This window comes from Mesorhizobium sp. CNPSo 4661, from assembly GCF_057784215.1.
In genome coordinates this window covers 100,014-123,018 of record NZ_JBWGIO010000016.1, presented here as the reverse complement: position 1 = coordinate 123,018, position 23,005 = coordinate 100,014, and the positions used below count along the sequence as shown (strand labels likewise).

Genomic DNA, 23,005 nt, shown 5'->3' with positions numbered 1-23,005 from the left:
GTAATTCGCGCAAAATTATTCCGGGAAGAATTGGATTTTTCCTGGCGTTCGTCGCAGATCGCACGCCGAAAGGTATTTTCTTCTTTGCATTCCCATTCGGGCTTCGGCATGAATGCCCGGCGATTTTCGAAAGATTTGAGAGGGAGGTTTCGATGACCCGTACGCCTGGTTTCAACACGCTCGCTGTTCATGCCGGCGCAAAGCCCGATCCGGCAACCGGCGCACGCGCCACGCCGATCTACCAGACCACCTCCTTTGTCTTCGACGATGCCGACCATGCCGCCTCGCTGTTCGGGCTGAAGGCCTTCGGCAACATCTACACCCGCATCATGAATCCGACGCAGGCGGTTCTCGAGGAACGCGTCGCGGCACTGGAAGGCGGCACGGCGGCGCTCGCCGTCGCCTCGGGCCACGCCGCCCAGGTCATCGTCTTCCACAATCTGATGCAGCCGGGTGACAACTTCGTCGCCGCCAACAAGCTCTATGGCGGTTCGATCAACCAGTTCGGCCATGCCTTCAAGAATTTCGGCTGGGAAGTTCGCTGGGCCGAAGCAAACGATCCGGCGACTTTCGAAAGCCAGATCGACGACAGGACCAAGGCGATCTTCATCGAGAGCCTTGCCAACCCCGGCGGCGTCTTCGTCGATATCGAGAAGATCGGCGACATCGCCCGCAAGCACGGCCTGCCGTTGATCGTCGACAACACGTTGGCCTCGCCCTATCTGGTCCGGCCGATCGAGCACGGCGCCGATATCGTCGTGCATTCGCTGACCAAGTTCATCGGCGGCCATGGCAATTCCATCGGCGGCGTCATCGTCGATGGTGGCACCTTCGACTGGTCGAAGTCCGGCAAATACCCGATGCTGTCGGAGCCGCGGCCCGAATATGGCGGCCTCGTCCTGCACGAGACCTTCGGCAATTTCGCCTTCGCCATTGCCGCGCGCGTGCTCGGCCTGCGAGACATCGGCCCGGCGATCTCGCCGTTCAACGCCTTCCTGATCCTGACCGGCTTGGAAACACTGCCGCTGCGCATGCAGCGCCATTGTGACAACGCGGTGAGCATCGCGGCTTGGCTTTCGAACCATCCGAAAGTCGCGTGGGTGAACTATCCCGGACTGCCGAGCGACAAGAACAATGCCTTGCAGAAGAAGTACTCGCCGCAAGGCGCCGGCGCTGTGTTCACCTTCGGCCTCAAGGGCGGCTACGAAGCCGGCATCAAATTCGTCGAGGCGCTGGAGCTGTTCTCGCATCTCGCCAATGTCGGTGACACCAAGTCGCTGGTCATCCATCCGGCTTCGACCACGCACCGCCAGCTGTCCGACGAGCAGAAGGTCAAGGCCGGCGCCGGGCCGGACACGGTGCGGCTGTCGATCGGCATCGAAGACGTCAACGACATCGTCGCCGATCTCGAGCAAGCGCTCGGCAAGGTCTGATATGTCGGCCTTCCTTGCGGTCAATGTCGACAGCGTCGAACCGGAGGCCGGCGCGCCGGCCCCGGATCGCGTGCTGTCGGGCGATCCGAAATTCCGCACCTGGAATGTCGAGGAGCGCGACGGCGGCCTCTATGCCGGCATCTGGGAAGCGACGCCGGGCAAGTGGCGCATCGTCTATGACGAATGGGAATTCTGCCACATCCTGTCCGGCGTCTCGGTGATCGCCGAGGACGGCGGCGAGGCTCGCACCGTGCGCGCCGGCGACAGTTTCTTGCTGAGGCCGGGCTTCAAGGGCACGTGGGAGGTGCTGGAGACGACGCGCAAGGAATATGTGATCCGGCTTTGACGGCTTCGGCCGGCTCACAGCAGTCGGTCGACATCGTCGTCGGAAAAACCATATTCGCTCATCATCTTCCGGTGCCAGGGACCGCCGAGTAGATCGCTCAGGCATCGATCGATCCGCTGGCGCAGCGCACCACTGCTTCTGGCCAACGCGAACGCACCGGCGGCGGGCAGTTTCTCGGATGCCGGAACGTCGACTACGTCGAGCCGCGCATCGGGTCGCCGGGCGATGTAGCCGCGATGCGCCATGGCGACGCTGGCATAAGCCTGCACCGCGCCCTTTGCCACGGCCTCCGCTGCCTGCGCCTGCGTTGCGAATATCCTGACCCGATCGGGCGGAACGCCGTTCTGCAAAGCGGTTTGATGCTGGATCTGATCCGCTATTACGGCAAGTATCGCTGAAGGGTGCCGGGCGAGGGAGCGGTAGCCCTTCAGCCCTAACGGATTGTCCTTGGCGACCATCAGTCCGTCAGGCAACGACCAAATCGGCCGTGTAAAGTCCACGAGCCTTTTGCGCTCGTCCGAGACGAACAGACCTGTCGTCATGTCCCAGCGACCGTCGGCCACTCCGGGCAGCAGTTCGGCGAACTCCGCCTCGATCGGCGAGAAGTCCCCCAGGTCGAGCATCTGGCAAATTTTCGAGGCGAGCTTTGTATCGCAGCCATCGACCCTGCCGGAAGCATCGGTGAAGCAGAAGGGAGGTTCCTGCAGGAACGCGTATCTCATTTCGTGGTTTCTCGAAGAGCAACCCTCAGTCTCTCCAGCCCATGGAAATGATAGGTGTCGCGGAAACGCGGCGCTTCTGCCAGGCGCAGATCCGGCAGTCTGTCGAACAGCGTCTTCAGCGACACCTGCAGCTCCAGCCTGGCCAGCGGTGCGCCGATGCAGAAATGGATGCCGGCGCCGAAGGAGACATTCTTCTGGTCCGCGCGGGCCGGATTGAAGGTTTCGGGCTCGGCAAAGGCCAACGGGTCGTGATTGGCCATGCCGAGCAGGAGCGCGACCATCTCGCCGGGCTTGACCAGGATACCCGGCGAAACTTCGATCTCCTCATAGGCATAGCGCAGGAACATATGCAGCGGCGCGTCGAAGCGCAGGCATTCTTCGACCGCCGCGACATTGGCCTCGGGTGTCGCAAAGAAGCGGCGCGGATCGCCGCCTTGCGCCAGGATCGAGCGCACCGCATTGCCGGTCTGGTGCACGGTCGCTTCATGGCCGGCATTGAGAAGCAGGATGGCCGAGGAAACCAGCTCGTCCTCGGAAAGCTTCTGGCCGTTGTCCTGTGCCTCGATCAGCAGCGAAAGCAGGTCGTCGCCCGGCTTCTTGCGCCGCTCGGCCACGTAGCCGCGTAGGAAAGCCTCGAAATCTCGCGCGGCGCGGTTGGCCGTGTCCTCGGTCTCGCGCGTGCGGCCATGCATATACATGGCGACCATCCGATGCGACCAGTCGAGCAGTTGCGGCCCCATCTCGACCGGAACGCCGAGCATTTCGGCGATGATCGTGATCGGCAAGGGCGAGGCGTAAGCGGGCAGAAGGTCGACGCCGTTTGGCTCGAAGCGGTCGATCAATTCGTTGGCCAGCACCTCGATGCGCGGCCTGAGCCGCTCGACCTGGCGCGAGACGAAGGCGCGGTTGACCAGCGTTCTGAGCCGCGTATGCACCGGCGGCTCGAGCTCCAGCATGGAATTGGCCTCGATCGCGTCGAAGGCCGCAAGATGCGAACGGTCGTCACCAACGCCGCGGCTGTCGGGAATCCCGGCCGGATTCTGGCGACCGAAACGGCGGTCGCGCAGCAGGCGGTTGACGTCATCGAAGCCGCCGAAACACCAGAAGCCGTAGTCTTCCCAGAAGAACGCGTTGGCAGCGTCATGCAGGAAGGCATAGGCCTCATAGGGGCTCTGGACGAAGGCCGGCTCATGCGGGTCGAGACGCAGGTGGCGGCTGGTCTGGTCGAAGGCGAGATAGGCTGGCATCATGCTGGATCATTACCGCGCCTTGTCAGGCCGATGCTAGACCATGTCTTGGCGCCCGCAACTCAGAAGCGTTGAGCCAGGCCGCAGCCTTGCGCGGGTTCGACACACCATCACGCGGACGACCCAACCGTTAATGCCCTGTCTTCAGGATGCCTGCGACCTTGGTGGCGATCGCCGCGTCGAGCGCCGGCCAATCCGCCAGCAACTCGCGCGGAAAACGATAGGTCAGGCTGAGGTCGTCACCGACCTGGATGTCGCGCTCGCAGGGCGCCAGCGATTCCTCCGCGCTCGGACCGCTGAGGCAGCGGGCGACGAACGGGTCCTTGCCGGGGCGTTCGGCGACGGCCAGCACCTCGTTGAGATAGCCTGATTTTTCCGTAAAGGCGTAAACCGTCGTGCCGCCTGGGCCGGGCGTGCCCGGCTTTTCGATCAGCGCGCTGTAGATCGGCGCGAAGCGGCCGCTCATGTCGCGCGACATCATCCGCGGCTCGAATGACAGGAAAATGATCTTCCTGGTCGTCGTGTGGTTGAAGTCGTCGCGCGCGGCCGTGCTGTAGCCGTCCATTTCGGGATAGCGCAGATAGAGGTCGAGCCGCGAGGCGATGCCGTCGCGCCTCGCCTGGTCGAAGCGGATGAAGTTTGCCGGCACGCTGATCAGATTGTTGCCCATGACGACCTGACGCACCGTCGCGTCATCCGTATAGCCAGCCATGGCGATCGACCGTCCAAGCCATTTGCCGCCGACGCTGATGGCCACCGAAAGCAGCGCCAGCGCCGCGAAGACGTAGAAGACCCGCCTCATCAAGGTCGAATCGACGACCGCGAAGTCCGGGCTCTCGGCGACATTTGCCTGTCTCATTGCTCTTTCCCGATCCGCCTGCCTGTCCTTCGGCGGCACAGCCTACGCGGCACGGCTCTTGCAGCGCGTTGGCACGACTGTGCGTTTTCATGGTAAATGGTTGGTAAACATGGGTCCCGTTGTGCTTGTTCTTTACGCTTTTGCGGTTGGTCTCACGGCCTGCGGGCTGTCCGGATCTGTCATGGAACTGCTGTCGGGCCGGCGCCTGGCCTTTGCCGAACCCTATGTTTCGCCTGTTCATATCCTGCGTTCGCTGGCGGCAACGGCTTGCGCCGGGCCGTTCATGCTCACCAACGAGGCTTTGGCCGCCCGCCGCGAAGGCCGCATCGGCACGATGGCGCTGTTGTCCTGCGGTTGCACGGCCATCGCCTGGGCGCTGGCGCTCGGCGTCGTGCTCATCGCCATTGCATCCTGGGCGACGGCCAACCTAGGGTCTTTCGAATTCGCTGGTTGAGACGAATCGGAGACGAAAAATGCCGGTCTATGCGATCGATGAGAAGGCGCCTGAGTTCGAGGACGCCGGTACGAACTGGATCGCACCGGACGCGACGCTGATCGGCAACATCACGATTGGCCGCAATGTCGGCTTCTGGTTCGGCGTCGTTATTCGCGGCGATGGCGAGCTCATTGCGATCGGCGCCGACACCAATGTGCAGGAACATACGATCATGCACACCGATCCCGGCTTTCCGCTGACCATCGGCGAAGGCTGCACGATCGGCCACAGGGCGCTGCTGCATGGCTGCACTGTCGGCGACAACAGCCTCATCGGCATGGGCGCCATCGTGCTCAACGGCGCCAGGATCGGCAACAACTCGCTGGTCGGCGCCGGCGCCCTGGTGACCGAAAACAAGGTTTTCCCGGACAATTCGCTGATCGTCGGTTCGCCCGCCAAGGTGATAAGGACGCTGGACGAAGCGGCGATCGAGAGGCTGCGCGTCTCGGCCGCGCATTACGTGGCCAACGCAAAACGCTTCAAGGCCAAGCTGAAGCCAGTGTGACGGCGGCAGCAACTCCGCGCGACCTCATCCGGGGCGACTGTTCATCGCTTCGCGCAGCAGAAAAGCGCCGGCCTCGAAACCAGCCCCTTCCGCGCCTTCCAGCGCTGTTTCGTAGTCGTCGATGCGAGTCCTCAGCAAAGGGTCCGCGCCCGCGAGCAGCAGCAGATGGATCGCCCCGGCATCACGCCGGGACACCGCATGGTGCAGGGGCGTCCAGTCGTTCACGCCGCGCATATCCGGGTCTGCGCCATGCCCAAGCAGGATATGGATGACGTCCAGCCTGTCCGGCCGCTCCGTCGACAGCGCCGCGATGATCGAAGGAAACCCGGCAGGATCTTCATAATTCGGGTTCGAGCCGGCATCGAGCAAGGCGGTGATGAACGTGGCCGGGCTCCAGTAGATGGCATATTCCAGCGGATGACCAAGGCCGAGCTCGAACGGCATCCGCTCGTCGAACCAGCGTGTCGAGCCGCCAAGCGCTTTGCCAAGCCCCTCGAAGTCGCCCGCCTTGAAGGCGCCGTCTATAGCCATGAACAGCCGATGTCTGGCGCCGCAATCCTCAGGGAGTTCCAGCATCGCCTTGATCCGCAATGAACGAGGCATTCTGCTCCCATCCGCCTCGCTCGAAAAGGGCGCACCGGCGCCGCGTCGACAGGCGCGGCCCAAAATAGCGGAGCCGGCCCCGGGGACAGGGGCCGGCTCCTAAAACCCGGTCGTTGGGGACGGGGAGGGTGGGGACTCGACCGGGCTTTCTCCTTGGGTATGTCGCCGCGTCACGGCGACGTACCCGATAGCTTTGGCGCTCTAGCGGACGCTGGCGACGGCGTCCTCGCGGCCGTCGTTGATCGTCTCCCAAACGCCCGAATTCTCCGTCGATTGACGCTTGAGGTAGGTGTAGACCGTGTCGTTCCAGGCGAGCACTTTCGGCTCGAGATTGTCGAGAATGAATTCGCCGAGGCTGGTGCGCACCGTGAGCACCGCATGGCCGTCGCCATTCGGCTGGCGCACCACCGTCATCAAAAGATTGCCGGCCGGCACGCCGACGGCCATCAACTCGCGGCGCTTCTCCAGCGCGTAGTCCTCGCAGTCGCCATAGCCGTTGTCGGGATAGGCCCAGTATTCCTCGACACCGTAGATCTCCATATCGGTGCGCGGCTTGACCCGGACGTTGACCGAATTGTTGACGTTGACGATCGTCGCCCACAGCTTGCGCGTCAGCTCGACCGGCGGACCCTTCGGCGTCCGTTGGTTGCATTCGACCGGAATGCGCTGGCAGAAATCGTAGTGGCCGACCGGCTGGGTGGTGCGGCCATCCGTATGCATGAAAGCCGGTCCTGCGCTTGCCGTGCCCCACGCGGAAAGCTGCATCGCCATTGCCAAGAGCAACAGCTTGCCCCTCGTCATTTTCATTGTTGTAGTCTCCCCGTTCGAAGGAGACTGTGCCACGTTGGGATTTATTTGACGCAAAAACCCGAAGTAGATATTGAGTAAAACCTCAGTAGAATAAACATAAAATTTGAACTATCTCGATCTTGGATTGTTCAGGTTTTACCCGGTTCGCACGAGATCCTGGTGACGCGCCAGGCGGTGCCAAAGGCGGGCAACAAAAAACCGGCCGTTAACGGCCGGTTCGCTTCGCGCTTGCAGTACGGTCGCGTCAAGAGCGCGGCGCGTTGAATTCCTGATCGAGCGTTTCCGGCCGCTGGATGACCGCGAACTCGATGGCGACGCCGTCCTCGAAATGGCGCACCACCTGGCCGCGCATCGTGCCGAGCGTGACTTGGACGCCGATGGCCGGCTTGACGTCGATCTCGATCGCCGCGCCGGAGAGCGACAGGTCGATGATGCGGCACTGATACTGGCGCCCGTCGGTAAGCTGCAGGACGCTCATCGGATTACGCGGTGCCACGCGCTCGTGGCGGCGGTCCTCGGGCAGGTCGAGCTCATGCTTGTTGGCAAGCCAGGTGAGCTGCGCGGCAAGCTTGTCCTTCTTGCGATCCGAGGCGATGACGGTCATGGCGAAACCGTCCTGTGAGGTGCGCGTCACGATGCCTTCGACACGGCCGATATGGTCGATATAGGCGATCACCTTCTCGCCCGGCATGCCGATACGGTCGGTGCGCAACGCGACGTTGCCGGGCGACATGTCGATCACCTGGCATGGATGCTCGGTACGGTCTTCCAGCATGAAGCGCCCGTAAATCTTGACGCGGACACGCTGAAAGTTGCGCCGCTCAGCTCGTGACGGCGCATATTCTACCGCCGCTGACCTCATGACTGGCTACACCCTGTTGGCATTCCACGCGACGATGCGAGGAATTTCGCCCGAAAAACTACAGCAAAGCAGGTTAACAAACGGGAAAAATCGGCCGCAAAAGCCTGGGCCTGGAGGCTTGCGCGACGCAGAAAAATCAACCGCGAGCGAGGGGAAAATCCCGCGCGGCCAGGCTCACTCGTGACGTCCGCCGTCTAGGACGACGAGATGGCGGATGCGGCGCACGCGGCCGAGCGCCGAAATGGTCTCCGGAGGATCGAATTCCGCCGGAACGAGCGAGGGGACGTCGATCGCCGGACGGTTCTTCAGGAACATCGGCTCCTTGTCGGGATCTATCACCCGGATCGTATCGATGAGCGCATCGGCGAGCGGATCGGCGCCAAGCCAGAACGGCTTGTCGGCAGTGCTGATGATGCCGAGGCAGCGCGGGTTTTCGGCACCCCCGTCCAACGGCAGCGCCAGGAGCTCGAATTTGTGGGAACGGCCGTTGCGGCTGAACCCCTCATAGGTCATGAGCAGAACCGATTTCTGATTGAAAACGCCCTGCATGAGCCGCGATACAAGCCGCTGATCCTTCTCGCGCCAAAGCGAAGGGAAGGAGAATCCCTTGAGCTCTCGGCCATAGAAGGCGCAGAGCCGCGTGCCCGCGAGCCGGAACACCGCCTCGCCGCGCGTGTCGCGCTCCAGGATGAAGGTGTCGGCCAAAAGCGACTTGATGTCGGCCGGCTCCACCTCCGATCGTTTTGGGGCGAGGCGACCATCACGCAACCGGTTCCAATATTGGAACAGCGCGATTGATCCTTTTTCTTTCATGTCCATTCCGCTCCGCACAATCTGTCTTTTGATGTCCCATCGGCGAACAGACAGGGCGCCCTCCGATGACCTTCATGCGGTGCGGAGCAGGATGCGTGCCAGTATCGTTAACGTTTGTTCACGCCTCGGGATCGTTAAGGTTAACAAGTGGTTTACATTGCGCGCCGCCGAGGCCTATGGCACACCAAAACCACTCCAAAACGGTCGTTCCTGCAGCGATCGGCAGCACTTCAGTCACGAGTTTATGGGGAGCAGGGGACTCGACCGGCCGTTCAGGGAAATCCTGGACGGCCTTCTTTTTGATTCGCCCCCGTTCTGATTCGCTCCTTTTCCGATCTGGGCTGTGGCGATTAGCCGTTTGTGATTCGAAAGAGCGTGATCTACATGCTCGCCGAAAACCCTAAGCCCCAGACCCGCAAAGGCGCATGAGCGAGCCTGTAAGCCCCACTGAAACCGAACCGACGCCGGACGAGGCCCCCGAGCCGCGGCGCCGCGAACCCGTGTTCAACCTGCCGCCGGTGGTGCTCGCCGTGATCGGCATATGCGCGGCCGTGTATCTGCTGCAGCAATATGTGCTGAACGAAACGCAGCAAATGACGCTGCTCTATGACGGTGCCTTCATTCCGGTGCTGTACACGGGCCAGTACGGCTTCGACTGGTTCCTGTTCACGCGTCCGTTCACCTATGCGTTCATGCACGGGGGCTTTGCCCATATCGCCATCAACATGATCTGGCTTGCAGCCTTCGGCTCGCCGCTCGCCAATCGTCTCGGCGCGCTGCGTTTCGCGGTGTTCTATGCCGTGACCGGGCTGGCCGCGGTCGCTCTGTTCTGGGCGCTGCATCCCTATGGCGAGGCGCCGCTCGTCGGTGCCTCGGGCGCGATCTCCGGCATGATGGGCGCGGCCGCGCGCTATGGCTTCCGCGTCGACCGCTCGTCGGGCAGTGCGGCCTTCGCAGGTGAGCCGTTACCGATCGCATCCGTGCTGCGCTCGCGCGGCGTCATGACCTTTCTCGGCGTTTGGATGGTGATCAATCTTGCCACGGGCCTGCTTGGCTTCGCGCCGGGCATCGATGGTCAGATCGCGTGGGAAGCCCATATCGGCGGCTTCGTCGCCGGCTTTTTCGGACTGCGTTTTTTCGACCGTCCGCAGGCTGCCGCCTAGTCCTTAGGCGCACTTGAAATGCAGCCAATCACGGCGCACGATGTTCGCCAAGCACCCGGCGTCTTTCTGAGGGCGCCGGGGCTCAAAAGCCGGTCAGGGCGGGGAGCCGGCGTCAAAGGCAGTGGAGGACGCCATGACGGTTAAGGCAATTCTTGAAAGCAAAGGCCATGACGTGTTCACGCTCGGGCCCAATGAAAAACTCAGCGAGGCCATTCGCATGCTGGCCGAGCACAGGATCGGCGCGCTCGTCATCACCAATGGCGATCGCAAGATCGTCGGCATTCTGTCGGAGCGCGATATCGTCAGGGTGGTGGCCAGGGAAGGCGCTGCCGCGCTCGACATCGCCGTGCGCTCGGCGATGACGCCGAAGGTCAAGATCTGCAACGAAAACCATACGGTCAACGAGGTCATGGAGATCATGACGCGTGGCCGCTTCCGCCATCTGCCGGTGGAAAAGGGCGGCCAGCTCGACGGCATCGTCTCCATCGGCGACGTGGTCAAGCGCCGCATTGAGGATGTCGAGCGCGAAGCCGAAGAGATGAAGGCTTACATCGCGACGGCCTGAGCAATTCCAGGAAAACTGTGAGCGGTTAAGTTCGGCAGCTTCGCCGTAACCTTCCGTCTGGAATTGCGTAAAAACAAAGAGATAAGGCGTTTCGCCGTTTCCATGAAACGGTGAAACGCACTAGCAGGCAGGGCGAGGAAACCGCCGGCTGTTTCCAGCCGGCGGCGGTGCAACGCGTTCTATCGGTTGTCGAGCTCGGCGCGGACGAGTTGGAGCCCGCGTCGTGTGATGCGGTAAGGGCCGCCATCCGTCGAGGAAACCGCTTTCTTGCGCCTCAATTTTCGAAAGAGCTCCAGGTCGAAGCCCGGATAACGCCAGCCGTCGCGGGTCAGGCATTGGACCGAGGCGATCTTCCTACTCTCGTTCTTTTCGATTTCGATACGCCCGCCCTGCGCGAGCAGGTGCAGGATGCGCTGTTCGTTGCGCGATATGTCCATTGAAGAATTCCCGGGAAAAACAACAAAAGCCGCCGCCGCGAGACATCGCGGCACGGGGTTTCAGGTTTTGCTGCCCTGCCTCGCTTAAGAGGTCAGGGCTTCACCGGGACTGAGCGTAAGTGGACATCCACTCTCCATTGGGGTGGACGCTTCTTAGGCGAAAGCGCAGGAAAAGGCCAGCGGACGGCTTTGCGCTTGTCTCGCCGGGCGGTTTGCACTAGCGAAGTTGCTCGTCAAATTATCCGTTTGCGCATATTCGCGAATTCTAAGATACGCAGGCCTCCATGAGCATCATCGACACCCGCACCCCCGACGCGAAACGTCTGATCCCCGGCGCCACCGGCGACTGGGAAATCATCATCGGGCTCGAAGTGCATGCGCAAGTGATCTCGGAAGCCAAGCTCTTTTCCGGCGCGTCGACGTCGTTCGGCGCGGCGCCCAATGCCAATGTCAGCCTGGTCGACGCGGCGATGCCCGGCATGCTGCCGGTCATCAACGAGGAATGCGTCAAGCAGGCGATCCGCACCGGGCTGGGCCTGAAGGCCGCGATCAACCACAAGTCGGTCTTCGACCGGAAGAACTATTTCTATCCGGACTTGCCGCAGGGCTACCAGATCTCGCAGTTCAAGCAGCCGATCGTCGGCGAGGGCAAGGTGATCGTCTCGGTCGGCCCTGATCGCCAGGGCGAGTTCGAGGATATCGAGGTCGGCATCGAGCGCCTGCATCTGGAACAGGATGCCGGCAAGTCGATGCACGACCAGCACCCGACCATGTCCTATGTCGATCTCAACCGCTCCGGCGTGGCGCTGATGGAGATCGTCTCCAAGCCCGATATCCGTTCGGCCGACGAAGCCAAGGCCTATGTCACCAAGCTGCGCTCGATCATGCGCTATCTCGGCACCTGCGACGGCAATATGGACGAAGGCTCGCTGCGCGCCGACGTCAACGTCTCGGTGCGCCGTCCGGGCGGTGCCTTCGGCACGCGTTGCGAGATCAAGAACATGAACTCGATCCGCTTCATCGGCCAGGCCATTGAATATGAGGCGCGCCGCCAGATCGCCATTCTGGAGGACGGCGGCAAGATCGATCAGGAGACGCGCCTGTTCGACGCTGTCAAAGGTGAGACGCGTTCGATGCGTTCCAAGGAAGAGGCGCATGACTATCGCTATTTCCCGGATCCCGACCTTTTGCCGCTGGAGTTCGACCAGGCCTATGTCGATGCGCTCGCCACAAGCCTGCCGGAGCTGCCCGACGACAAGAAGGCTCGGCTGGTCGATGTGCTCGGCCTCTCGGCCTACGACGCCTCGGTCCTGGTTTCGGAAAAGCCGATCGCGGACTATTTCGAGAAGGTGGCTGCGGGCCGCGACGGCAAGCTCGCCGCCAACTGGGTCATCAACGATCTCCTGGGTCAGCTGAACAAAGCTGGCAAGGACATTGAAAATGCTCCGGTTTCGCCCGAGCAGCTCGGCGCCGTTCTCGATCTGATCAAGGAAGGCACGATCTCCGGCAAGATCGCCAAGGACCTGTTCGAGATCGTCTGGAACGAGGGCGGCGACCCGCGCCAGCTCGTCGAGAGTCGCGGCATGAAGCAGGTCACCGACACCGGCGCCATCGAGAAGGCGGTCGACGAGGTGATCGCCGCCAACCCGGACAAGGCCGAGCAGGCGCGCGCCAAGCCGACCATGGCCGGCTGGTTCGTCGGCCAGGTGATGAAGGCGACCGGCGGCAAGGCCAACCCGCAGGCGGTCAACGATCTCGTCAAGGCCAAGCTCGGCATCGAATAGGCCGATGTTCGTCCGCACCGCCAGCGAGCGCGACCTTGTTGCGGTGCGTGCGCTGCTGGTCGAGACGTGGCACGCGACCTACGACGCCATCTACGGCGCCGAACGGGTTGCGGCGATCACCGATGACTGGCATTCGATCGCCTCGCTCAAGGCGCGGCTTATGCGGCCGAATTCCGAGTTCCTGGTCGCCGACGATGGCAAGCGGCTCGGTGGCATGGCTTTCGCCGCCGCCACCACCGACCCGAAGATCGTGCTTCTGAACCAGCTCTACGTGCATCCGGCCTGCCAGGGGCAGGGGATTGGCCGGTTGCTGCTCGATGAGGTCGAGGCGAGCTTCCCGGAGATGCGCACGCTGCGCCTCGAGGTCGAGGAAGCGAACGCCGTGGCCATCGCCTTCTACGAGGCGAACGGGTTCAGGCATGCAGGCAGGACCGCGGATTGCGGCGGCGGTTCGGGGTGGCCCGCGCTCATCCTGGAGAAGCGGCTCGGCTAGATCGGCTGCGAGCATGCCTGGTCATCGCGCGGTTTTGATTTGATCGCGGCGATCCGCGCGATCAAGGCTGCTCGTCGCGGTCGCACCCTCCACAACGCAGAGGCGTCGCCCGCAATGGGGGATTGCCATGCCGAGCTTGCCGGAATTGATGCCGACCGAGGTGTCGGATGAGACTTTTGGCGGCGTGACCTATCACGTCGCGGGCGAACTGGTGCCGGTGCTGTCGGTCGATGTGACCAACATGCCGGTCTATTTCGAACACCACATCCTGCTCTGGAAGAACACCACCATCACCATCGGCCTGAAGTCGCTGAAGGGCGCGCTGAAGCGAATGATCGCCGGCATGCAGATCTTCGTCACCGAGGCGTCCGGGCCGGGCGTCATCGCCTTCAGCCGCGACGGGCCGGGCCATATCGTGCCGATCCATCTCCGGCGCGGCGAGGAGATCCAGGTGCGCGAACATCAGTTTCTGGCCGCGACCGCCAGCGTCGACTACACTTTCGAGCGCGTGCGCGGGCTGGGAACGATGCTGTTCGGCCAGAGCGGCTTCTTCATCGATCGCTTCCGTGGCGAGACCGGCGACGGCATCGTCTGGCTGCACGGCTACGGCAATGTCTTCGAAAAGGTGCTGGCGCCCGGCGAAACCATCGACATCGAGCCCGGCGGCTGGCTGTTCAAGGACGCTTCGGTGAAGATGGATACGAGGATAGACCGCCTTTCCAGCGGCTTCTTCGGCGCAGCCATGAATTTCGTCGTCAATCGCTTCACCGGGCCGGGCCGCGTCGGCATCCAGTCGATGTATCTGCATATGCCGTCGGAAGAGTAGGCGGCTCGATCAAACGAACTTGGCCGATCAGGCGGAAGCGATCTCCACATTGTCGATCAGTCGCGTCGTGCCGAGCCAGGCTGCCGCGAGCATGCGGCCGTCATGGCCTCGCCGCCAGGGTTCGAGCGTGACACTCGCGCGGGCGGCGACGTAGTCGACCTTTTGGAAGCCGGCGGAGACCAGGGCCTTCGCGGCGGCGGTGGTGGCGTCGGCTTCATCCGTGCCGGTCGAAAGCGCCGCCGCCGTACGGCGCAGGATCACGTTGAGCTTGCGCGCGATGTCGAGCTCGGCCTCGCCTAGATAGGCGTTGCGTGACGACATGGCGAGGCCGTGGGCGTCGCGCACCGTCGGCGCGCCGACGATCTCGACGGGCAGGTCGAGATCGCGGCAGAGCTGCCTGACGACGCAAAGCTGCTGGTAATCCTTCTCGCCGAACACGGCGCAATCGGGCGCCGCCTGCAGGAAGAGCTTGGCCACCACGGTCGCGACGCCGTCGAAGAAATTCGGCCTGAAGTCGGTCTCCAGGCCGCGGGAGGGGCCGCCGACAGAGATTTTCGTGGCGAAACCGGAGGGGTACATTTCGCCCACGCCTGGTGTGAAGGCGAGATGCGCGCCAGCGTCCCGCAACCGGTCAAGATCGCGCGCCAGCTGGCGCGGATATTTGTCGAGATCTTCCGTCGGCGCGAACTGCGTCGGATTGACGAAGATCGAGACGACACAGCGTTCGGCCCGTTCGAGCGCGATCCGGACCAGCGAGACATGGCCGTCATGCAGCGCGCCCATGGTCGGCACCATGGCCACCTTGAGGCCTGCCCGCCGCCAGTCCCGGACTTGCGCCCGAAGGGCGGTGACGCTGTCGACGACGATTGGCGCGTTCATGTCTTGTCCTTGCCGGAGGCCGTCTTGAAGACGTGGTCGGGGCCAGGGAAGGCGCGGCTGCGCACCTCGGCTGCGTAGCGCGCCGCCGCATCCGCTATCGCGCTGCGCAAGTTGGCGTATTCCTTGACGAATTTCGGCACGCGGTCGACGGTCATGCCGACCATGTCGTCGATCACCAGGATCTGGCCGTCGCAGTCGGCACTGGCGCCGATGCCGATGGTCGGTATGGAAATATGACGGGTGAGCTTCGCGGCCACGGTCTCCATCGTGCCCTCGATGACGACCGAGAAGGCGCCTGCTTCTTCCACCGCTTCGGCATCGCTGAGCAGCGCGGCGATGTTATCCTGCGTCCGGCCCTTGATCTTGTAGCCGCCGTCCTTCTCCACCGACTGCGGTTGCAGGCCGATATGGCCCATGACCGGTATTCCCTCTGCGACGATCGCAGCGATCCGGGAGGCCATGTCGACGCCGCCTTCGAGCTTCACGGCCTGGCAGCCTGTTTCCTTCACGATCCGCCTTGCCGACGCCACGGCTAGCTCCGGCGAGGCCTCATAGCTGCCCGCCGGCATGTCGACGACGACGCACGCCTTGACCGAGCCGCGCATCACGGCCTGGCCGTGCGCGATCATCATCTCCAGCGAGGCGCCGAGCGTCGTGGCGTGGCCATGCAGGACCATGGCGACGCTGTCGCCGACCAGCAGCAGATCGACATGTGGATCGAGCAGGCAGGCGACGGGATAGGTATAGGCGGTAAGGCAGACGATCGGCACGCCGCCCTTGCGGCGGCGAATGTCTTCGGCGCTGATCCGGCTATCGGCCGACGGATCCCGGGTCAATCGTCACCTCCCTAGAGCATGATGCCGAAAAGTGTGTAGCGGTTTTCGGACGACACCATGCTCTGGGGCGCGCCCGAAACGGGCGGGCCGAGCTTTAGAAAGACAGGTTACGCTTGGCAAGCCGCGTTGCCGCCGGCGACGCAACTGCATCGATTTAATGCATGTCGCCCAGAAGTGTGGAGCGATTCTGGGGCGACGACATGCATCAAGATAACGCACGAAGCATTTACGTTCGGGGCATGGCAAAACCCTTGCCTTCGCGGTGGCGTGACGCCATAAGCAGGGGGAAAAGGCGCAGCCGCTGCCGCCGCGAGGATCTGGATGAAAACTTTCCTGCTGCAGTTTTTCACCTGGTGGAACAGCCAGACGCTCGGCACCCGCTTCCACACCTGGCGCTTCGGCAAAAAGGTCGGCGAGGACGAAGCCGGCAACGTCTACTATGAGGGCGGCGTCGATTCGGAAGGCCGCACCCGCCGTTGGGTCATCTATCGCGACTATTCGGAAGCCTCGAAGATCCCGCCGGGCTGGCATGGCTGGATCCACCATCGCGTCGACACCGCGCCTTCGAGCGAGAGCTACAAGGCTCGCGAGTGGCAGAAGCAGCATCGGCCGAACCTGACCGGAACGCCCGGCGCCTATCGTCCGCAGGGTTCCATCCTGACCAACCAGCATCGCCCGCAGGTGACCGGCGACTACGACGCCTGGACGCCCGGATCGTAATCCGCGTCCACGACGCCGCTTCGGTCCTTTGTCGCCACAATTGGCGTTTAGCTGCTTGCTGATAGCGCAGCGTCGATTAGCCTTGGGCATTGAAGAATCACCCGGGCACAACCACCGGTATTTTGCATGAGCTCTTTCGGCCACATATCAAAGGCGCTGATCGCGGCGACGTCCATTCTGGTTACCGCGACAACGGTCTTCGCCGCGGCGCCGGCCGCGGCGCCCGCGGCCTCTGACCGCGTCACCAATGCGGTGGCCGAGTTCGCCGGCATTGACAAGATCACCGGTCGCATCATCGCCTTCGACGTCTATATCGACGAAACCGTGCAGTTCGGCGCTTTGCAGGTGACGCCTCGCGTCTGTTATTCGCGGCCGGATACGGAGCAGCCGAAGACCGATTCCTTCGTCGAGGTCGACGAGATCACGCTTGACCGCAAGATCCGCCGCATCTTCACCGGCTGGATGTTTGCCGAAAGCCCCGGCCTCAACGCCGTTGAGCACGCCGTGTATGACGTGTGGCTCAAGGGTTGCAAGCAGAAGTCGGACGTGCCGCCGCCGACTGCGGCCAAGGCCGACACGGCCAAGCCGAAGGACCAGGCCGCCAAGCCTAAGGCTGCGGCGCAGCCGGCCGACGCCGCGCCCGAGCCGGCTGACGAAGAGCCCTCCACCACCAACTGATATCGGAACCTGCCCGCCCTTGAGCCGTTCCAAATCGGCGAAGGCAAGGAGGATTCCGCGATGACCGCCAAACCGATTACGGCCAACAAGCAGGAGCTTCTCGATATCGAGAAGGGCTTTTGGTCAGGTGATTCCGCCTATTATGAAGCCAATGCCGACGTGGAGTGCCTGGTGGCGTTCCCGCGAATGGCGCAGGCGATGACCAACGCCGATCTGGCAAAGACCGCCGCCAAGCCCAACAAATGGCGCGACCTCGACATCAAGCTGAAGGGCATGGTCGAGCCGGGCAGCGATATCGTCATGCTCACTTACGAAGCGCACGCGACGCGGGAAAACGGCGAGCCCTATGCGGCGCTCGTCAGCACCGGTTATGTCCATCGCGCCGACGGATGGAAGATGATGTTCCATTCGCAAACGCCGATCGAGGCGGCAGAGCAAGCTCAAGGATAAAAGACGGCCTCGCCCTTCAGCGCTTCGGCGAGCAGCTTCTCATACTGGCCGCGCGGCACGTCGACGGCGCCGAAGCGCTTCAAATGCTCGGTGGTGAATTGCGTGTCGAGCAGCGCGAAGCCGCGCGCCTTCAGCCGCTCGACGAGATGGTAGAGACAAGTCTTCGACGCGTCGGTCTCCCTGGCGAACATGCTTTCGCCGAAGAACACACGTCCGAGCGAGACGCCGTAGAGGCCACCGACCAGCCGTTCCTCGCGCCACGCCTCGACCGAATGGCAGTGGCCAAGGCGATAGAGGTCGACATAGGCTTCGCGGATCGGCGCGTTGATCCAGGTCGAGCGGCGCTCCTCGCGCTTTTCGGCGCAGCCGTCGATTGTCGCCTCGAAATCGAAGTCGTAGCGTATCTCGAACGGATGCTTGCGGATCGTCTTCTTCAGGCTGCGCGGTGTGTGGAACCCGTCCAGCGGAATGATGCCGCGCGTTTCCGGCCGCACCCAGAACACTTCCGGGTCGTTGGCGCTCTCGGCCATTGGGAACACGCCAGAGGCGTAGGCCCTGAGCAGCAGGTCGGTCGGAATGCGATAGCCTGGCGCGTAGGGGCGAGTCATCGCATCCCCGTGCTATTCACCCTTGGCCAGGTATTTTTCCAGCCAGTGGATGTCGTAGTCGCCATTGGCGATGTCGGGATTGCCGACAAGGTCGCGGAACAGCGGCAGCGTCGTCTTGATGCCGTCGACGACGAATTCGTCGAGCGCGCGGCGCAGCCGCATCATGCATTCGACTCGGTTGCGGCCGTGCACGATGAGCTTGCCGATCAGGCTGTCGTAATAGGGCGGGATCTTGTAGCCGGAATAGACGCCGGAATCGACACGGATGCCGAGGCCGCCGGGCGTGTGGAAATGAGTGATCGTGCCGGGCGAGGGCGTGAAGGTGCGCGGATCTTCGGCGTTGATGCGGCACTCGATGGCATGGCCGTTGAACTTGATGTCCTCTTGCCTGACCGACAGTCCGCCGCCCGAGGCGACGCGGATCTGTTCGTGCACGAGGTCGATGCCGGTGATCGCTTCGGTCACCGGATGCTCGACCTGAAGACGCGTGTTCATCTCGATGAAATAGAACTCGCCATTCTCGTAGAGGAACTCGATCGTGCCGGCGCCCGAATAGCCGAGATCGGCGATGGCCTTGGCGCAGATGCCGCCGATGCGCGAACGCTCCTCGGCATTGAGCGCGGGGGAATTGGCTTCCTCCCAGACCTTTTGGTGCCGCCGCTGCAGCGAGCAGTCGCGCTCGCCGAAATGCACGCCGCGGCCGGCGCCGTCGCCGAACACCTGCACCTCGATATGGCGCGGCTTCTCCAGATATTTCTCGATATAGACGGCGTCGTCGCCGAACGCCGCGCCCGCTTCCGACTTGGCCGTCTGCAGGGCGACTTCGAGGTCCGCTTCGGTATGCGCCACCTTCATGCCGCGGCCGCCGCCGCCGGCGGAAGCCTTAATGATCACCGGATAGCCGATCTCGGCGGCGACGCGCCTGGCTTCCTTGTCGTCGCTGATCGCGCCGTCGGATCCCGGCACGACCGGAATGCCGAGCCGCTTTGCCGTGCGCTTGGCCTCGATCTTGTCGCCCATGATGCGGATATGGTCACCCGAGGGGCCGATGAAGGTGATGTTGTGGGCGGCCAGAATGTCGGCGAACTTGGCATTCTCCGACAGGAAGCCGTAGCCAGGATGCACGGCGTCGGCGCCGGTGATCTCGCAGGCGGCGACGATCTGGTGGATGTTGAGATAGCTTTCGCGCGAGGGCGGCGGGCCGATGCAGACGCTCTCGTCGGCAAGCCGGACATGCATGGCGTCGGAATCCGCGGTCGAGTGGACCACCACCGTCTGGATGCCGAGCTCCTTGCAGGCGCGCAGCACCCTCAGAGCGATTTCGCCGCGATTGGCGATGAGGATCTTCTGGAACATCTGGCTGTTCCCGGCCCTACTCAAGAACCACCAGCGGCATGCCGTATTCGACCGGCTGGGCATCCTCGATGAGAATCGCCGTCACCGTGCCGGCGCGCGGCGAGGGTATCTGGTTCATCGTCTTCATCGCTTCGATGATGAGCAGCGTCTGGCCTTCCTTGACCTTCTGGCCGACTTCGATGAACGCCTTGGCGTCGGGCGAGGGCGCCAGATAGGCGGTGCCGACCATCGGCGAGGGCACCGCGTTCTTGGACACGTCGGCGGCAACGGCTGCAGTTGCGGGCTGAGCCGCCACCGCGGCAACAGGAGCAACCGCGCTATGCGGCGCGGCGACGGCATGCACGGCCTGCGCCTGGCGCGAGACGCGCACCTTGAGGTCGCCGAGTTCGACCTCGATCTCGGTCAAGTTGGTGTCGTTCAGAATGCCCGCCAGATCGCGGATCAGCTGCTGGTCAACACCGGTCTTTTTTATCGACATTTTCGAGCCTTCTGTTTGGGGGCCGGTCACAGGCGAGCAGCCAGTGCCTGCAGCGCGAGCGTGTAGCCGAGGGGCCCGAACCCGCAGATCATGCCGACAGCGACCGGCGCGACCATGGAGACGTGGCGGAAGGGCTCCCGCGCGTGGATGTTGGAAAGATGGACTTCCGCGACCGGCAGCGGTGCTGCGGCGCGGATGGCGTCGTGAATGGCGATCGACGTGTGGCTGTAGGCGCCCGGATTGATGACGATGCCTGCCGCCTTCTCGCCGGCTTCCTGGATCCAGTCGACCAGGTCGCCCTCATGATTGGATTGGCGAAAATCGATCTCGAGCCCGAGCGCGGCGCCGGCCGCCTTGCAGTCCTCTGCGATGGCCGCAAGTGTCTTGCCGCCATAAATCCCCGGCTCGCGCTTGCCGAGCGCATTGAGGTTGGGACCGTTGAGGACGAAAATCGTTTTCAATATGCCGACCTTGTTCTGCGCCGACCCCAAGCCGGCGCACTGGGCCTCTATAATGGGCATAACCGCCCGCGAAAAGAGCGCAAGTGCGTTCTTTCGCTGTCCACAACGGCCGGCTTCTGCACGCGCACGCGCTTACAGCGCGCTCTTGGCCTCTTCGATCTTTTCCGCCAGAACCTGCTGGCCGAGCGCTCCGAAGATCACCTCGTTACCAACCACATAGGACGGCGTGCCGGTGATCGACAGTTTCGTCGCAAGGTCATAGGTGCGCGAAAGCGTTTCGGCGATGCGCGGGTCCTTCATCTTCTCGCGCAGCGTCGCCTCGTCGGCGCCGAGCGAAAGCGCCACCTTGATGGCGGTCGCTTCGGTGGCGCGGCCCTGGCCGCCGAGCAGCGCGGTGTGGAACTCGCCGTATTTCTCCGGATGCATCAGGTGGAACGCCATGGAGACGACGCTGGCCTTCTGCGAATCCGGGCTGAGGATCGGGAACTCCTTAAGCACGAAGCGCAGATCCGAGTCGGACTTGGTCAATGCCTTCATGTCCTCGATGGCGCGTTTGCAGAAGCCGCAATTGTAATCGTAGAACTCGACGATCGTGACCTTGCCCTTCGGGTTGCCGACGACGCCGTCGAAGGTGGAGTTGAAGATCTCGTCCTTGGAGTTCTTGATCACGCCGAGCGCCGCGAGCCGCTGCTCTTCCTTCTGCTTGGCCTCGAGCGCGTCCTGCACCTCGAGCAGAACTTCCGGGTTCTTCAAGAGATAATCGCGGATGATGCCTTCGACCTCCTTGCGATCGATCTTGGTGTCGGCAGCGGCCTTGGTGTCGGTGGAGGACGTAACCTGGGCGACTTGCACGGTGTCGGCCCTCGCGGCTTGCGGGTTTCCCGCCACGAAGCCGAAGGCCAGCATGCCGAGCGCCACCGCCAGACCGCCAGCACTGCCAAGCAGGATTGCCTTGTTCATATCGTCGTTCCTTTTGCCCATTCCGGTCCGCCTTGGTCGCCGCCAACGCCCGGGAGGTTCATTTGAGTTTGTTCGATGGCGTGTAGTTTACAATATCCTGCGCGCGGACCCAGCGGGGTTCGCCGCGCTTCAATTTCTGTTGAGCGCGCATGGCGAAGATCTTAGCGTTTTTGTAGTCGCCCGCATAATAGTGGCCCTCGGCGGTGGCAAGATCGGCGGCCGGAATGTCGCCGAGTTCGCCATAAGCCTGCGCCAGAAAGCGGTAAGCGTCGGCATTCTCCCTTTCCCGCGCGACCCCATTGTTGAGCTGGGTCACCGCCTTCTGGATCGAATCGGGCGTTCCCACCGCCATTAGCGCCTGGCCGAGCGAGACCAACAGCAATCCGGAGCGCGCCGGATCGAGGCTGACCGCCTTGGCATAGGCGTCCGCCGCGTCCTTCGGTTTGTTGGCCTTCATCAGGATATCGCCGCGCAATTCCTGGAAATAGGGGTTCTTCGGTTGTTCCTTGATCAGCGCCGCCGTCTTGGTGAGCGCCGCGCCGGGATTGCCGAATAGATAGGTCTGCTGCGCATCGCCATAGCGCGAGGCGAGGCTGGCCGGGTTCTTGCGCATCAGCCGCGCGACGGCCGCCTGGCCCTGCATATAGGCGGCGATCTTGATGCGCATCATGTCGTGCCGCTGCTGCAAGGCAGGCGGGTCGACAACGTTGACGAACGGGCTCTGCTTGACGAGCACTTCCAGGTTGGCGATGCGCTCCTGCGGCATCGGATGGCTGATCCGGTAGGGGTCGACCTGGGTGCCGGCGAGCGAGAGCGCGCTCTGGAAGCGGCCGAAGGTCTTCAGCATGCCCATGCCGGACTGGCCGGTGGCGTTGAGATAGGTGATCGCCGAACGGTCGGCGGTGATCTCTTCGGTGCGCTGATAGGCAAGGATCGAGCGCTGCGCCATCTCGCCGCCGCCCGCGGCGACGCCCATGCCGGCGCCGGCAAGGCCACGGCTGTTGGTGGTGGCGCCGGCAACCATGGCGCCGGCGCCAAGCAGGGTGGCGATGATGGCCATGGTCTTGGCGCGGTCGAGCTGGTCGCGCAATTTCTGCTGGTGGCCGCCGGCAATATGGCCGGCCTCGTGCGCGATGACGCCGATGATCTCGTTCGGCGTTTCGGCAGTCACCAGCGCGCCGGTGTTGATGAACAGTCGCCGCCCGGTGACGAAGGCGTTGAAACTCTGGTCGTTGACCAGAACGATGTCGATGCCGTCATTGGCGAGCCCCGCGGCCTTGAAGATCGGCCGGGCATAGTCGCGCACCAGCGCCTCGATCTCGGCATCGCGCACCACCGGCACGCCTTGCGCGAAGGCGCTGACCGAGCTCGAGACCGCAACCGCGGCGGCCAGCATAAGGGTCGCGAAGCCGCGCGCGGTTCGGCTGAGGGAGGTCGATTCGCCAATCGATGGTCGGGGTCGGCTCAACATAAGGTCCACTGGTAGACGAGCGGGCGAAAGATGAAAAGTCGGCGCCGGTAACTTCCTGCGCGCTTGTGATCCCCACATCAATCGGGCATTTGTGCGGCGCCGTCCTCGAACCGGGGCGGTTCACGGGCAAATCCGCGACGGTTT

At 63.2% G+C, this 23,005-nt stretch carries 28 protein-coding genes; 12 read left to right on the top strand and 16 right to left on the bottom strand.

Annotated features, from left to right (window positions below):
* Positions 1 to 152 precede the first annotated feature (152 nt).
* A complete protein-coding gene (locus AC0YKC_RS24185; RefSeq protein ID WP_488512874.1) occupies positions 153 to 1,433 on the top strand; it encodes an O-acetylhomoserine aminocarboxypropyltransferase in 1,281 nt (426 codons plus the stop codon).
* 1 nt (position 1,434) lies between these two features.
* Positions 1,435 to 1,779 (top strand): cupin domain-containing protein, encoded by a 345-nt coding sequence (locus AC0YKC_RS24180; RefSeq protein WP_488512873.1) that lies wholly within the window; start codon positions 1,435 to 1,437, stop codon positions 1,777 to 1,779.
* A gap of 14 nt (positions 1,780 to 1,793) precedes the next feature.
* Here the strand turns inward: AC0YKC_RS24180 and AC0YKC_RS24175 are convergent, their stop codons facing one another.
* From AC0YKC_RS24175 to AC0YKC_RS24165, 3 genes are all read right to left on the bottom strand, one after another.
* A complete protein-coding gene (locus tag AC0YKC_RS24175) occupies positions 1,794 to 2,501 on the bottom strand; it encodes a transporter substrate-binding domain-containing protein (protein ID WP_488512872.1) in 708 nt (235 codons plus the stop codon).
* The gene (locus AC0YKC_RS24170; protein WP_320298037.1) at positions 2,498 to 3,751 is read right to left on the bottom strand and encodes a cytochrome P450; all 1,254 of its coding nucleotides are present in this window, start codon (positions 3,749 to 3,751) and stop codon (positions 2,498 to 2,500) included. Before AC0YKC_RS24170 ends, AC0YKC_RS24175 begins: the two co-directional genes overlap by 4 nt.
* Before the next feature lie 127 nt (positions 3,752 to 3,878).
* Complete coding sequence (locus AC0YKC_RS24165) at positions 3,879 to 4,607, bottom strand: hypothetical protein (protein WP_488512871.1); 729 nt, start codon at positions 4,605 to 4,607, stop codon at positions 3,879 to 3,881.
* A gap of 109 nt (positions 4,608 to 4,716) precedes the next feature.
* On the opposite strand from AC0YKC_RS24165, the gene AC0YKC_RS24160 reads away from it, so the two are divergent.
* Positions 4,717 to 5,061 (top strand): DUF6949 family protein, encoded by a 345-nt coding sequence (locus AC0YKC_RS24160; protein WP_320298081.1) that lies wholly within the window; start codon positions 4,717 to 4,719, stop codon positions 5,059 to 5,061.
* A 19-nt stretch (positions 5,062 to 5,080) separates the two neighbouring features.
* On the top strand, positions 5,081 to 5,608 hold the full coding sequence (locus AC0YKC_RS24155) for a gamma carbonic anhydrase family protein (RefSeq protein WP_488512870.1): 528 nt from the start codon (positions 5,081 to 5,083) through the stop codon (positions 5,606 to 5,608).
* 24 nt (positions 5,609 to 5,632) lie between these two features.
* On the opposite strand, the gene AC0YKC_RS24150 is transcribed toward AC0YKC_RS24155, so the two are convergent.
* From AC0YKC_RS24150 to AC0YKC_RS24135, 4 genes are all read right to left on the bottom strand, one after another.
* Positions 5,633 to 6,211 (bottom strand): ankyrin repeat domain-containing protein, encoded by a 579-nt coding sequence (locus tag AC0YKC_RS24150; protein ID WP_488512869.1) that lies wholly within the window; start codon positions 6,209 to 6,211, stop codon positions 5,633 to 5,635.
* A gap of 201 nt (positions 6,212 to 6,412) precedes the next feature.
* Positions 6,413 to 7,018, bottom strand: a complete 606-nt coding sequence (locus AC0YKC_RS24145) for a transglutaminase-like cysteine peptidase (RefSeq protein WP_488512868.1) — start codon at positions 7,016 to 7,018, stop codon at positions 6,413 to 6,415.
* A gap of 247 nt (positions 7,019 to 7,265) precedes the next feature.
* Entirely contained in the window at positions 7,266 to 7,883 is a 618-nt protein-coding gene (locus AC0YKC_RS24140; protein ID WP_320298032.1) for a PilZ domain-containing protein, read from the bottom strand.
* Positions 7,884 to 8,057: 174 nt separating this feature from the next.
* Positions 8,058 to 8,696, bottom strand: a complete 639-nt coding sequence (locus AC0YKC_RS24135) for a PAS domain-containing protein (RefSeq protein ID WP_488512867.1) — start codon at positions 8,694 to 8,696, stop codon at positions 8,058 to 8,060.
* Positions 8,697 to 9,121: 425 nt separating this feature from the next.
* On the opposite strand from AC0YKC_RS24135, the gene AC0YKC_RS24130 reads away from it, so the two are divergent.
* A complete protein-coding gene (locus AC0YKC_RS24130) occupies positions 9,122 to 9,859 on the top strand; it encodes a rhomboid family intramembrane serine protease (RefSeq protein ID WP_488512866.1) in 738 nt (245 codons plus the stop codon).
* 133 nt (positions 9,860 to 9,992) lie between these two features.
* Positions 9,993 to 10,424 carry a CBS domain-containing protein gene (locus tag AC0YKC_RS24125; RefSeq protein WP_434722534.1) on the top strand — a complete coding sequence of 144 codons (432 nt, stop codon included), beginning with the start codon at positions 9,993 to 9,995 and terminating at the stop codon, positions 10,422 to 10,424.
* A gap of 179 nt (positions 10,425 to 10,603) precedes the next feature.
* On the opposite strand, the gene AC0YKC_RS24120 is transcribed toward AC0YKC_RS24125, so the two are convergent.
* The gene (locus AC0YKC_RS24120) at positions 10,604 to 10,861 is read right to left on the bottom strand and encodes a YjhX family toxin (protein WP_127305754.1); all 258 of its coding nucleotides are present in this window, start codon (positions 10,859 to 10,861) and stop codon (positions 10,604 to 10,606) included.
* 284 nt (positions 10,862 to 11,145) lie between these two features.
* On the opposite strand from AC0YKC_RS24120, the gene gatB reads away from it, so the two are divergent.
* The 3 genes from gatB to AC0YKC_RS24105 all read left to right on the top strand — a co-directional run bounded on the left by gatB (position 11,146) and on the right by AC0YKC_RS24105 (position 13,964).
* Positions 11,146 to 12,645 (top strand): Asp-tRNA(Asn)/Glu-tRNA(Gln) amidotransferase subunit GatB, encoded by a 1,500-nt coding sequence (gene gatB / locus AC0YKC_RS24115; RefSeq protein WP_434722536.1) that lies wholly within the window; start codon positions 11,146 to 11,148, stop codon positions 12,643 to 12,645.
* A 4-nt stretch (positions 12,646 to 12,649) separates the two neighbouring features.
* Positions 12,650 to 13,138, top strand: coding sequence for a GNAT family N-acetyltransferase (locus AC0YKC_RS24110; protein ID WP_488512865.1), 489 nt, complete (start codon positions 12,650 to 12,652; stop codon positions 13,136 to 13,138).
* 127 nt (positions 13,139 to 13,265) lie between these two features.
* Positions 13,266 to 13,964: an AIM24 family protein gene (locus AC0YKC_RS24105; protein WP_140646928.1), complete on the top strand. Its 699-nt coding sequence runs from the start codon at positions 13,266 to 13,268 to the stop codon at positions 13,962 to 13,964.
* Positions 13,965 to 13,991: 27 nt separating this feature from the next.
* Here AC0YKC_RS24105 and panC read toward each other — a convergent pair whose 3' ends face one another.
* Both panC and panB read right to left on the bottom strand, forming a co-directional pair.
* Positions 13,992 to 14,843 (bottom strand): pantoate--beta-alanine ligase, encoded by an 852-nt coding sequence (gene panC, locus AC0YKC_RS24100; RefSeq protein WP_488512864.1) that lies wholly within the window; start codon positions 14,841 to 14,843, stop codon positions 13,992 to 13,994.
* Complete coding sequence (gene panB, locus AC0YKC_RS24095) at positions 14,840 to 15,679, bottom strand: 3-methyl-2-oxobutanoate hydroxymethyltransferase (RefSeq protein ID WP_488512863.1); 840 nt, start codon at positions 15,677 to 15,679, stop codon at positions 14,840 to 14,842. The genes panC and panB overlap by 4 nt, the downstream gene beginning before the upstream one ends.
* 321 nt (positions 15,680 to 16,000) lie before the next feature.
* Between panB and AC0YKC_RS24090 the strand changes: the two genes are divergently transcribed.
* From AC0YKC_RS24090 to AC0YKC_RS24080, 3 genes are all read left to right on the top strand, one after another.
* Positions 16,001 to 16,399: an NADH:ubiquinone oxidoreductase subunit NDUFA12 gene (locus AC0YKC_RS24090; protein WP_320298024.1), complete on the top strand. Its 399-nt coding sequence runs from the start codon at positions 16,001 to 16,003 to the stop codon at positions 16,397 to 16,399.
* 126 nt (positions 16,400 to 16,525) lie between these two features.
* Entirely contained in the window at positions 16,526 to 17,077 is a 552-nt protein-coding gene (locus tag AC0YKC_RS24085) for a DUF2155 domain-containing protein (RefSeq protein ID WP_488512862.1), read from the top strand.
* Positions 17,078 to 17,137: 60 nt separating this feature from the next.
* A complete protein-coding gene (locus tag AC0YKC_RS24080; RefSeq protein ID WP_320298022.1) occupies positions 17,138 to 17,527 on the top strand; it encodes a hypothetical protein in 390 nt (129 codons plus the stop codon).
* Here the strand turns inward: AC0YKC_RS24080 and aat are convergent.
* The 6 genes from aat to AC0YKC_RS24050 all read right to left on the bottom strand — a co-directional run bounded on the left by aat (position 17,518) and on the right by AC0YKC_RS24050 (position 22,861).
* On the bottom strand, positions 17,518 to 18,135 hold the full coding sequence (gene aat / locus AC0YKC_RS24075) for a leucyl/phenylalanyl-tRNA--protein transferase (protein WP_140829649.1): 618 nt from the start codon (positions 18,133 to 18,135) through the stop codon (positions 17,518 to 17,520). The genes AC0YKC_RS24080 and aat overlap by 10 nt on opposite strands.
* 12 nt (positions 18,136 to 18,147) lie before the next feature.
* Positions 18,148 to 19,491 carry an acetyl-CoA carboxylase biotin carboxylase subunit gene (gene accC / locus AC0YKC_RS24070; RefSeq protein ID WP_320298021.1) on the bottom strand — a complete coding sequence of 448 codons (1,344 nt, stop codon included), beginning with the start codon at positions 19,489 to 19,491 and terminating at the stop codon, positions 18,148 to 18,150.
* 16 nt (positions 19,492 to 19,507) lie between these two features.
* Positions 19,508 to 19,969, bottom strand: a complete 462-nt coding sequence (accB, locus tag AC0YKC_RS24065) for an acetyl-CoA carboxylase biotin carboxyl carrier protein (protein WP_320298020.1) — start codon at positions 19,967 to 19,969, stop codon at positions 19,508 to 19,510.
* Positions 19,970 to 19,995: 26 nt separating this feature from the next.
* Positions 19,996 to 20,430, bottom strand: a complete 435-nt coding sequence (gene aroQ, locus AC0YKC_RS24060) for a type II 3-dehydroquinate dehydratase (protein WP_140820230.1) — start codon at positions 20,428 to 20,430, stop codon at positions 19,996 to 19,998.
* A gap of 132 nt (positions 20,431 to 20,562) precedes the next feature.
* Positions 20,563 to 21,390 (bottom strand): DsbA family protein, encoded by an 828-nt coding sequence (locus tag AC0YKC_RS24055; RefSeq protein WP_320298018.1) that lies wholly within the window; start codon positions 21,388 to 21,390, stop codon positions 20,563 to 20,565.
* A gap of 58 nt (positions 21,391 to 21,448) precedes the next feature.
* Entirely contained in the window at positions 21,449 to 22,861 is a 1,413-nt protein-coding gene (locus tag AC0YKC_RS24050; protein WP_320298017.1) for a M48 family metalloprotease, read from the bottom strand.
* Between the last annotated feature and the right edge of the window lie 144 nt (positions 22,862 to 23,005).